Raw genomic sequence first — 9622 nt, 5'->3', positions numbered from 1 at the left:
TAATTGTTGCTAAAAACGCAAAAATCCTCTGCATTTTTCGCTCTTTTTCCACAAAATGCAAAACGTCATAATCCTCTCAGTTAACGAACATGATGAATCAAAGAGGAATTATTATGACTATCCCGGCATTCGGTTTAGGTACCTTCCGTCTTAAGGACGATGTTGTTATTGCATCCGTAAAAACGGCTCTGGCGCTCGGTTACCGTGCTGTCGATACTGCACAAATCTATGATGCCGAAGATAAAAAAGCGATCGCTGCTCTGGATTGCAACGATCGCCTGGTAAGCCCGGAAGGACTGGCACCGCAGTGGGATTAATGCGTTAAGCCCTGAATGCCTTTAACCCTCTTTAACAGCTCCTCCGGGAGCTGTTCTTATATATTCACTCAGAAAATCGATAAATGCCCGAATACGCGTACTCACGGCACGATCGCTGTAATAGACGGCGCTGAACGGCATCTCTACCGGCAGGCGTTTATCGGCCATCAGCTCCACCAGTTCACCTCGCGCAATTTCCCGATCAATCATGTAGTCCGACAGGCAGGCAATGCCGTTTCCGCTGAGGCAGAGTTGTTTAAGCGTTTCGCCGCTGTTTGACGAAATTCCACAGTCAATCTCGTGAAGTTGCCCATCGCTACAGGCGATAGGCCAGGTGTTGAGGGATACGGGTTCGGTGAAGCCCAGGCACAGGTGTGCTTTTAGCTCTTCCACTGTTTCCGGCTTCCCGTATCGTTCAAGATAATCCGGTGAGGCAATAATCTTCCGATAGCTATTAAAGAGCGGTCGGGCGCGGAGACTGGAATCCGTCAATGTGCCTGCACGGATTGCAATATCCACTTTTCTCTCGATCAAATTGATAAAGGTTTCAGAGGAAACAAGAGAAAGCGTAATTTCCGGGTAACGTTCGCGGAAAGGTTTTATCAACGGCATCAGAAAATGCAGCATCACCGGCGTGGCGGCATCGATACGGAGCACCCCTCGTGGAGTGCTGCGTGTCTCCATGATTTCCGTTTCTGCCGCCGCCATCTCCTGCAACAAAGACTGGACGCGGCGAAAATAGCGTTCACCTTCTTCTGTCAGGCTGAGTTGCCGGGTTGTGCGGTTGAGTAAACTCACGCCAAGCTTCATTTCCAGCTTTTTTACTGCCCGGCTTACCGCTGAGTTTGCCTGACCTAACTGTTCTGCCGCCCGGCTGAAACTTCCGCTTTCTACCACTGAAACAAAAATGGCGAGTTCTTCTGAAGTTGCTTTCATTTTTGCACCTGAAGCAAAATTGTATTGAGATTTTGGATATTTTTGTTATTAAACCATCCCGGCATACTGCGTGTCATCCGAATACTGATGATATGGAGTTATTTATGCCTCTCGCGTTATTTGCGCTGACAATAAGTGCTTTTGCTATTGGCACAACCGAATTTGTGATTGTAGGCCTGGTGCCGACAATTGCTGAACAACTGGCCATTTCTCTGCCTTCTGCGGGGATGTTGGTTTCCATCTATGCTCTCGGCGTGGCGATTGGCGCGCCAGTACTGACGGCATTGACTGGGCGTCTGCCGCGTAAGCCGTTGTTGGTTGCGCTGATGGTCCTGTTCACGGCGGGCAACCTGCTGGCATGGCAGGCTCCTGGTTATATGACGCTGATTGCGGCCCGTTTACTGACCGGTCTGGCTCATGGCGTGTTCTTCTCGATTGGCTCCACCATTGCCACCAGTCTGGTAGCAAAAGAAAAAGCGGCTTCTGCCATTGCCATCATGTTTGGTGGTCTGACGTTTGCTCTGGTGACCGGGGTTCCTCTGGGGACGTTCATCGGTCAGCATTTTGGCTGGCGCGAAACCTTTCTGGCCGTTTCTGTGTTGGGCGTGATTGCGCTGATCAGCAGTCAGTGGCTCATTCCGGCGAACATTCCGGGACGCGCCGCGGCGACGCTACGTGACCAGTTGAGTGTCTTAACGCATCCACGCTTGTTGATCATCTATGCGATCACGGCATTGGGCTACGGCGGCGTCTTTACCGCATTTACCTTTCTGGCGCCGATGATGCAGGATCTGGCGGGTTTCTCGCCTGCCGCAGTGAGTTGGATCTTATTAGGCTATGGCGTATCCGTCGCGGTAGGTAACATCTGGGGCGGAAAACTGGCGGATAAACATGGGGCGGTGCCTGCGCTGAAGTTTATTTTCGCCGCACTGTTTGTACTGTTGCTCGTCTTTCAGTTTACCGCCACTATGCAGTACGCCGCGCTGGCAACGGTACTGGTGATGGGGATCTTTGCTTTCGGCAATGTACCGGGTTTGCAGGTCTATGTGGTGCAAAAAGCCGAACAATTTACGCCGAATGCGGTAGATGTGGCATCCGGCTTCAACATCGCGGCTTTTAACATCGGGATTGCGATCGGTTCTGTTGTCGGCGGACAGACGGTGGAGCACTTCGGCCTGGCGCAAACACCGTGGATTGGGGCATTGATTGTGTTGGGAGCCTTCCTGTTGATGGGGATTAGTGGTCGACTGGATAAACCCGCACGCGTAGCCGTGCTGGGTTAAGTGCTTGATGTAAGTGTGTGCTTACAAAACAATCTGCAATTGGTCGTTGAAAGTGTGAGCTAAAATCCCTATAACAGAAGAACCAGTCCGGCACCGGGCTGGTTGACGTTACAGAGGTTTGAAAGTCAAAAGTGCGAAAAAACACCTATGCCATGCGCTATGTTGCCGGACAACCCGCTGAGCGGATTTTGCCGCCCGGGTCATTTTCGAGCATCGGCCAGGCATTACCCGCCGGGGCGCCGTTAAGCAGTGAAGATCGGATCCGTATCCTGGTGTGGAATATCTTTAAGCAGCAGCGAGCGGAATGGCTTTCGGTGCTGAAGAATTTTGGCAAAGATGCGCACCTGGTGTTGTTACAGGAAGCGCAAACGACGCCGGAGCTGGTGAAGTTTGCGACGGCGAATTACCTGGCGGCCGATCAGGTGCCGGCATTTGTTCTGCCACAGCATCCGTCAGGGGTGATGACGCTCTCATCCGCGCATCCCATATACTGTTGCCCACTTCGTGAGCGAGAGCCTATCCTGCGCCTGGCAAAATCGGCGCTGGTTACCGTCTATCCGTTGCCCGATACGCGACTGTTGATGGTCGTTAATATCCATGCGGTTAACTTTAGTCTGGGGGTCGATGTGTATAGTAAGCAGTTACTTCCAATCGGTGACCAGATTGCGCATCACAGTGGCCCGGTGATTATGGCCGGAGATTTTAATGCCTGGAGCCGACGCCGCATGAATGCGCTGTATCGCTTCGCGCGCGAAATGTCGTTGCGCCAGGTTCGTTTTACTGACGATCAGCGCCGTCGCGCGTTTGGTCGCCCCCTGGATTTTGTCTTTTATCGTGGTCTGAACGTCAGTGAGGCTTCAGTACTGGTCACACGCGCATCCGATCACAATCCGCTACTCGTTGAATTCAGTCCCGGCAAACCTGTGCAGTAAGGTGTGTCAGGTCTGCCGTTGGGGCAGACCTGTAGTGGTGCTGCCCTTTATCTTGCAAACAACCAAAGGACAGCATAATGACAACACACTCCCACCACGATAACGTCGAAAAGCAGTTTGGCTCCCAGGCGAATGCCTATTTAACCAGTGCTGTGCATGCAACCGGTCGCGACTTGCAGCGTCTGGCTGAGCGTCTGTCTGCGTTCCCTCATGCCAGCGTACTGGATATGGGCTGTGGCGCCGGGCATGCAAGCTTTATCGCCGCGCAGAATGTGAAACAAGTGGTGGCTTACGATTTATCTTCGCAGATGCTTGACGTTGTGGCGCAGGCGGCAAAAGAGAAGGGATTAGCCAACATCACCACCAGGCAGGGCTATGCCGAAAGCCTGCCGTTTGAGGATGCTGTCTTTGACGTTGTTATCAGTCGTTATTCCGCGCATCACTGGCATGATGTAGGCAGAGCGCTGCGCGAAGTTAATCGGGTATTAAAACCGGGCGGTGTCCTGATTATTATGGATGTCATGTCCCCAGGGCATCCGGTCCGCGATATCTGGTTACAGACGGTGGAGGCATTGCGCGACACCTCGCATGTTCGCAACTATTCCAGCGGCGAATGGCTGGCGCTGATGAATGATGCAAACCTGATTGTTGATTCGTTGATAACCGACCGTTTGCCGCTGGAGTTTAGTTCATGGGTGACGAGAATGCGCACGCCCGCTGAACTGGTAGATGCGATTCGTCTGTATCAGGTAAGCGCCTCTGCGGAGGTGAAAGCTTACTTCGCTTTACAGGACGAGGGATCGTTTACCAGCGATACCATCATGGCCGAAGCGCACAAAGCGGCATAAAGAAAAAAGGCACCGGGGGAAATCGGTGCCTTTTAATATTGTGAGCTATCAGGAGTCTGGCGTGTTGTTGTTTTTCACAAACAACGTCAGTTGATCGCCGGGCTTCAGATTGTCCGTATCGTTGTTCCAGCGCATGACATCTTTGATGTTAACGCCGTGACGCTTAGCAATGCTCGAAAGCGAATCGCCCTTACGTACGCGATAGGTAATGCTGTCGCTGTTTTTAGCCAGTTGCTGGGCACTATTACCGGCACCCACCGTCAGACTTTGGCCCACTTTCAGCCTTGAACCACGCAGCTTATTCCACTGCTGCAGATCCTTCGTGCTCACGCCGAGACGTGAAGCAATGCCTGAAAGCGTATCGCCAGAGCGAACGGTATAACTACGACTGCTCAGCGGGGTGTTATCAGCCACCAGAGTGGACTGTACGGCAGCAATTTCGCCAGAGGCCAGAGATTCACGCAGTTTCTCTGCATGCTTCTTTGGTACCATTACGTATTGCGGACCGCTTGCGCCCAGCGTGGAGCCTTTCACACCAGCATTAAAGGTCTTCAGCTTGCTGACGGGAATCCCCGCCATATCGGCAACCTGCGCCATTTCAACCGGACTGCTTAAACGAACACGCGCCAGTGCACGACTTTCGTCTGTGGTTGGCAGACGTACGCCATAACGTTTGCTGTTCTTGAGAATATCACTCAGGGCCAGCATTTTTGGCACGTACAACTTCGTTTCCTGAGGCAACGGCAACGACCAGAAGTCGGTGGATTTCCCACGCGCTTTGTTCGTTTTAATCGCCTTCATGACCCGACCTTCACCGCTATTATAAGCCGCAACGGTCAGCAGCCAGTCGCCGTCAAACATTTTGTTCAGACGTTGCATCATGTCGAGCGCTGCGGTTGTGGAAGCCACCACATCGCGACGCGCGTCATAACTGCGGGTCTGTTTTAAACCATAATTGCGCCCCGTGCTCGGAATGATCTGCCAGATGCCTGCGGCATTGGCGCCAGACGTCGCATGAGGATCAAAAGCGCTCTCCACTATGGGTAGTAGTACCAGTTCCATTGGCATGTTACGTTTCTTAACTTGCCCGGCTATCCAGTACATATACGGCTCTGCCCGTAAAGTTACATCGTGGAGATAGCTCTTATTGCGTAAATACTTCTGTTTTTGTTCGCGAATCCGGTCGTTTTCCGGAATTCCCATCTTTAGCTCGTCGCCAATGAAAGCCCACAAGTCTTGATCCGGCGCGAGGGACGTCCCATCGTCCATCCATCGTGCCTGACTCGTAAACTTTCCTGCTTCCCCTTGACCAGCTGCAGAAAGGCTCTGTGCGTGCTGTTGGACATTACCGGCGTTTTGAGACGACTGGCAACCCACGAGCAGGACAGAGGCGAGTAAGATCGCTTTTGCCTTCATGTGTGTGTCAATAGTTGCTTAAAAGACGACCGATCATAACGGCGAAGTTTTGAAAAGGCAACCTGCAATTATCAGAAGCTGTCTTTCTTTGACCTTAACCAGGCAAATCGCTCTTCAGGGTGTTGCAATATTGTTTCTTTGTTAATTTCATTAATTAAATCAATATCTTCTGTTCTCAAAAAAATATTATTTTTCCGCTCATTTTTCAGAATAACGGGGAGTGTCATTTGTTTTTTTACCCGTAACTCATTAACTTTACGATAATAATCATTTATGAACGAATCGTGCGGCAGAATGCTCAGGGCAAACTTCATATTTGCTAAAGTATATTCATGGGCGCAACAAATAAGCGTATCGTCTGGAAGTCCGGATATTGTTTTAAGCGATTGATACATCTGACTCGCTGTGCCTTCGAACAGGCGTCCACAACCACCCGAAAACAGCGTATCTCCGCAGAAAAGATAAGGATGGCTAAAGTAACAGATATGTCCTAAAGTGTGACCGGGTGTAGCAAATATACTAAATTCATGCCCCAAAATGAGGGCGGAATCGCCATCTTCGACTATATGAGTGACCCCCTTATCTTGTGTCTCTGCTGGTCCGTAAACCACTAGTTTAGGAAAGTTCTGTACCAGTTCTTTCACGCCACCCACATGGTCCTGATGATGATGAGTGAGTAGAATAGCCTCTGGCTGCCACTGGTTTTCGGCAATCGCTTTTAACACCGGCGCGGCGTCGCCCGGGTCCACGATCAGACAACGTCCTTCATCATTACTCAGAACCCAGATGTAATTGTCCTGAAACGCCGGAATACTGTTAAGATTCATAAATTACCTCTCTGTCTATGCATAACGGATGGTTGTGATGAAACCGGCAAGGAACCCTCAAACAGTCGTAGCACCCGATCGCTGGAGCGATTTGCCCTGGGGAGAGTACTATCGTGAGGCGCTGGAAAAACAGCTTAACCCGTGGTTTGCAAAAATGTATGGTTTTCACCTGCTTAAGGTGGGCAATTTAAGTGCAGAAATCAACTCGGAAGCCTGTGCGGTTTCGCATCAGGTTAACGTTTCTACCAAAGGCTCGCCGGTTCAGGTTCAGGCCGATCCGCTTCATCTCCCTTTTGCCGATAAATCGGTCGATGTCTGTCTGCTGGCGCACACGCTACCCTGGTGCGCCGATCCCCACCGCTTGTTACGTGAAGCCGATCGGGTACTCATTGATGATGGCTGGCTGGTACTGAGCGGATTCAACCCGGTGAGCCTGATGGGGCTGCGCAAGCTGGTGCCGGTGCTGCGTAAATCGTCGCCTTATAATAGTCGTATGTTTACGCTGATGCGCCAACTGGACTGGCTGTCGCTGCTGAATTTTGAAGTGCTGCACTATAGCCGTTTTCACGTCCTGCCGTGGAAAAAGCAAGGAGGAAAGATGTTGAGTGCACACCTTCCTGCGCTGGGCTGTATGCAGATGATTGTGGCGCGTAAGCGAACGATTCCGCTTACGCTCAATCCGATGAAACAGAACAAGGCGAAAGCGCGCATACCGCAGGCCGTTGGCGCGACCCGGCAATATCGCAAGCCGGACGTTTAAGCTTCGGGCTGATAACCAACGTCTTCCTGAGTAGGATTCATGGCGGCGGCACGGGCAAGCTCATCGCAACGCTCGTTTTCTGGATGACCGGCATGGCCTTTTACCCACTCCCATTTGATCTGATGCTGCCCGAGGGCGGCATCAAGACGCTTCCAGAGATCGACATTTTTTACCGGTTTTTTGTCGGCAGTTTTCCAGCCGCGTTTTTTCCAGTTATGAATCCATTGGGTGATCCCCTGGCGCACATACTGACTGTCAGTGCTCAAAATGACTTCACAATGTTCTTTCAGGGCTTCCAGGGCGACGATCGCCGCCATCAGCTCCATGCGATTATTGGTCGTGAGGATATAGCCCTCATTAAAGGTTTTTTCGCGCCCGCGATAGCGTAAAATTGCCCCGTAACCGCCCGGACCTGGATTGCCCAGGCACGAACCGTCGGTGAAAATTTCTACCTGTTTAAGCATCTCTGGTAGACTTCCTGTAATTGAATCGAACCGTAAAACGACAAGTCTGACATAAATGACCGCTATGAGCACTGCAATTACACGACAGATCGTCCTCGATACCGAAACCACCGGTATGAACCAGATCGGCGCGCACTACGAAGGGCACAAGATCATTGAGATCGGTGCTGTAGAGGTGGTGAACCGCCGTCTGACGGGGAATAACTTCCATGTCTATCTGAAGCCTGATCGGCTGGTGGATCCGGAAGCGTTCGGCGTCCACGGAATTGCGGATGAGTTCCTGCTGGACAAGCCGACATTTGCCGAGGTGGCGGATGAATTTCTCGATTATATCCGCGGGGCGGAACTGGTCATTCATAACGCGTCGTTTGATATCGGCTTTATGGACTACGAGTTCAGCAAGCTCAACCGCGATATCCCGAAAACCAATACCTTCTGTAAAGTCACCGATAGTCTGGCGCTGGCGAGGAAGATGTTCCCTGGCAAGCGTAATAGCCTGGATGCATTGTGCTCGCGTTATGAGATAGACAACAGCAAGCGTACGCTGCACGGCGCATTGCTCGATGCCCAGATTCTGGCTGATGTTTATCTGATGATGACCGGCGGTCAGACGACGATGGCGTTTTCGATGGAAGGGGAAACTCAGCAGCAGGGCAATACGGGGATCCAGCGGCTTGTACGTCAGGCCAGCAGGCTACGCGTCGTTTTCGCCACCGATGAGGAAGTGGCGGCCCATGAATCGCGCCTCGACCTGGTGGAAAAGAAAGGGGGAAGTTGCCTCTGGCGGGCGTAGAAAGTCGGCAAATGAGTTAAAAACCGCCGCTCGGGTGATTTTTAGAGCAAACGATTAAAAACGTGAGAAAAAGCGTTGACGAGGTGTGTGGCAATCCGTAATATGCGCTTCGTTCCCAAGCGGAACACATCGCGGAGCGGTAGTTCAGTTGGTTAGAATACCTGCCTGTCACGCAGGGGGTCGCGGGTTCGAGTCCCGTCCGTTCCGCCACTATTCAGAAAGCCTGAGTCAGTAATGATTCAGGCTTTCGTCGTTTTTATCTCGTCAAAAAATCAGCACAGAATAAACGGGTCGGCATCCTGCCAGGCCGGGAAGGTCTCCCGATACGCTTTCAGCGCACTCAAAGAAAGTTCCGCGTCAATGCGAGTAGCCTGATGGGCTTCCGCTGTCGCAATGATTTCTCCTTGCGGGCTGATAACCCGACTGTCGCCACGATAGTGATGCCCGTTGCCGTCGGTGCCGACGCGGTTACATCCCGCCACCCAGACCTGATTTTCAATCGCGCGTGCCGCCAGCAACGTCTGCCAGTGCTGAGAACGAGGCGCCGGCCAGTTGGCGACATACAGCGCCAGATCATAATCGTTCAAATTGCGTGACCATACTGGAAAACGCAGGTCATAACAGACCTGCGGGAGAATGCGCCACCCGCGCCATTCCACGATCACGCGGCGGTTGCCTGGCTGGTAATGATGATGTTCGTCAGCCATTCGAAACAGGTGGCGTTTATCATAGAAGTGCACGTTACCTTCTGGCTCGACCAGTAAAAAACGGTTTACCGCGCCACGTTCTGTCTGAAGCGCGGCGCTACCGGCAATCAGAGCGTTCGTTCGCTGCGCCTGTTTTTGCATCCATGAAATCACCTCCTCCTGAGTGGGCGCTTCTCTGGCAGCCTCCATCACAAACCCTGTGGTGAACATTTCGGGTAAGACGATGAGATCGCGCCCCGTTACCGGTTCCAGTAAAAGGTCAAAGTGACGCAAATTGGCGGGTCCATCCATCCAGACCAGCGGTTGTTGCAGCAGCGTAATTTTCAAACCAGGCACGGC

10 protein-coding genes, 1 tRNA gene and 1 pseudogene are annotated in these 9622 nt (G+C 52.0%); 7 read left to right on the top strand and 5 right to left on the bottom strand.

Translation table 11 applies throughout. The features are described 5' to 3' along the window. Positions 1 to 113 precede the first annotated feature (113 nt). Positions 114 to 239 (top strand): annotated as a pseudogene (dkgB, locus tag JTI98_RS00150) (2,5-didehydrogluconate reductase DkgB); the annotation flags it as partial. A 99-nt stretch (positions 240 to 338) separates the two neighbouring features. Here dkgB and yafC read toward each other — a convergent pair. After that, on the bottom strand, positions 339 to 1253 hold the full coding sequence (gene yafC, locus JTI98_RS00145) for a DNA-binding transcriptional regulator YafC (protein ID WP_042997841.1): 915 nt from the start codon (positions 1251 to 1253) through the stop codon (positions 339 to 341). Positions 1254 to 1357: 104 nt separating this feature from the next. Here yafC and JTI98_RS00140 point away from each other — a divergent pair, with 104 nt between their 5' ends. The 3 genes from JTI98_RS00140 to JTI98_RS00130 all read left to right on the top strand — a co-directional run bounded on the left by JTI98_RS00140 (position 1358) and on the right by JTI98_RS00130 (position 4316). Next, positions 1358 to 2536 carry an MFS transporter gene (locus tag JTI98_RS00140; protein WP_216081785.1) on the top strand — a complete coding sequence of 393 codons (1179 nt, stop codon included), beginning with the start codon at positions 1358 to 1360 and terminating at the stop codon, positions 2534 to 2536. 131 nt (positions 2537 to 2667) lie between these two features. After that, positions 2668 to 3468: an endonuclease/exonuclease/phosphatase family protein gene (locus tag JTI98_RS00135; RefSeq protein ID WP_216081784.1), complete on the top strand. Its 801-nt coding sequence runs from the start codon at positions 2668 to 2670 to the stop codon at positions 3466 to 3468. 77 nt (positions 3469 to 3545) lie between these two features. Continuing rightward, a complete protein-coding gene (locus JTI98_RS00130) occupies positions 3546 to 4316 on the top strand; it encodes a class I SAM-dependent methyltransferase (protein WP_054177343.1) in 771 nt (256 codons plus the stop codon). Positions 4317 to 4364: 48 nt separating this feature from the next. Here the strand turns inward: JTI98_RS00130 and mltD are convergent, their stop codons facing one another. After that, the gene (gene mltD, locus JTI98_RS00125; RefSeq protein WP_044327759.1) at positions 4365 to 5732 is read right to left on the bottom strand and encodes a murein transglycosylase D; all 1368 of its coding nucleotides are present in this window, start codon (positions 5730 to 5732) and stop codon (positions 4365 to 4367) included. A gap of 71 nt (positions 5733 to 5803) precedes the next feature. After that, positions 5804 to 6559: a hydroxyacylglutathione hydrolase gene (gene gloB, locus JTI98_RS00120; protein WP_054177342.1), complete on the bottom strand. Its 756-nt coding sequence runs from the start codon at positions 6557 to 6559 to the stop codon at positions 5804 to 5806. A 37-nt stretch (positions 6560 to 6596) separates the two neighbouring features. Between gloB and JTI98_RS00115 the strand changes: the two genes are divergently transcribed. Then, complete coding sequence (locus JTI98_RS00115) at positions 6597 to 7319, top strand: class I SAM-dependent methyltransferase (protein WP_216081783.1); 723 nt, start codon at positions 6597 to 6599, stop codon at positions 7317 to 7319. Here the strand turns inward: JTI98_RS00115 and rnhA are convergent. Then, entirely contained in the window at positions 7316 to 7783 is a 468-nt protein-coding gene (rnhA, locus tag JTI98_RS00110) for a ribonuclease HI (RefSeq protein ID WP_042997834.1), read from the bottom strand. The two genes, JTI98_RS00115 and rnhA, sit on opposite strands and share 4 nt — an antisense overlap. A gap of 64 nt (positions 7784 to 7847) precedes the next feature. On the opposite strand from rnhA, the gene dnaQ reads away from it, so the two are divergent. Both dnaQ and JTI98_RS00100 read left to right on the top strand, forming a co-directional pair. Next, positions 7848 to 8576, top strand: a complete 729-nt coding sequence (dnaQ, locus tag JTI98_RS00105; protein ID WP_044258800.1) for a DNA polymerase III subunit epsilon — start codon at positions 7848 to 7850, stop codon at positions 8574 to 8576. A gap of 133 nt (positions 8577 to 8709) precedes the next feature. Next, a tRNA-Asp gene (locus JTI98_RS00100) sits at positions 8710 to 8786 on the top strand. 62 nt (positions 8787 to 8848) lie between these two features. Here JTI98_RS00100 and JTI98_RS00095 read toward each other — a convergent pair. Next, on the bottom strand, positions 8849 to 9619 hold the full coding sequence (locus JTI98_RS00095) for an amidohydrolase (RefSeq protein WP_058587671.1): 771 nt from the start codon (positions 9617 to 9619) through the stop codon (positions 8849 to 8851). Positions 9620 to 9622 lie beyond the last annotated feature (3 nt).

Source organism: Citrobacter sp. MGH 55 (assembly GCF_016906145.1).
GTDB classification, from domain to species: domain Bacteria; phylum Pseudomonadota; class Gammaproteobacteria; order Enterobacterales; family Enterobacteriaceae; genus Citrobacter_A; species Citrobacter_A amalonaticus.
Note: the sequence above shows the minus strand (reverse complement) of the source record. Positions and strands in the feature narration are given on the sequence as shown.

What these genes read in the sequence shown, in the direction of transcription:
- yafC (WP_042997841.1), bottom strand. Translation starts at nt 1,253, where the DNA reads ATGAAAGCAACTTCAGAAGAACTCGCCATTTTTGTTTCAGTGGTAGAA.
- JTI98_RS00140 (WP_216081785.1), top strand. Translation starts at nt 1,358, where the DNA reads ATGCCTCTCGCGTTATTTGCGCTGACAATAAGTGCTTTTGCTATTGGC.
- JTI98_RS00130 (WP_054177343.1), top strand. Translation starts at nt 3,546, where the DNA reads ATGACAACACACTCCCACCACGATAACGTCGAAAAGCAGTTTGGCTCC.
- mltD (WP_044327759.1), bottom strand. Translation starts at nt 5,732, where the DNA reads ATGAAGGCAAAAGCGATCTTACTCGCCTCTGTCCTGCTCGTGGGTTGC.
- gloB (WP_054177342.1), bottom strand. Translation starts at nt 6,559, where the DNA reads ATGAATCTTAACAGTATTCCGGCGTTTCAGGACAATTACATCTGGGTT.
- JTI98_RS00115 (WP_216081783.1), top strand. Translation starts at nt 6,597, where the DNA reads ATGAAACCGGCAAGGAACCCTCAAACAGTCGTAGCACCCGATCGCTGG.
- rnhA (WP_042997834.1), bottom strand. Translation starts at nt 7,783, where the DNA reads ATGCTTAAACAGGTAGAAATTTTCACCGACGGTTCGTGCCTGGGCAAT.
- dnaQ (WP_044258800.1), top strand. Translation starts at nt 7,848, where the DNA reads ATGAGCACTGCAATTACACGACAGATCGTCCTCGATACCGAAACCACC.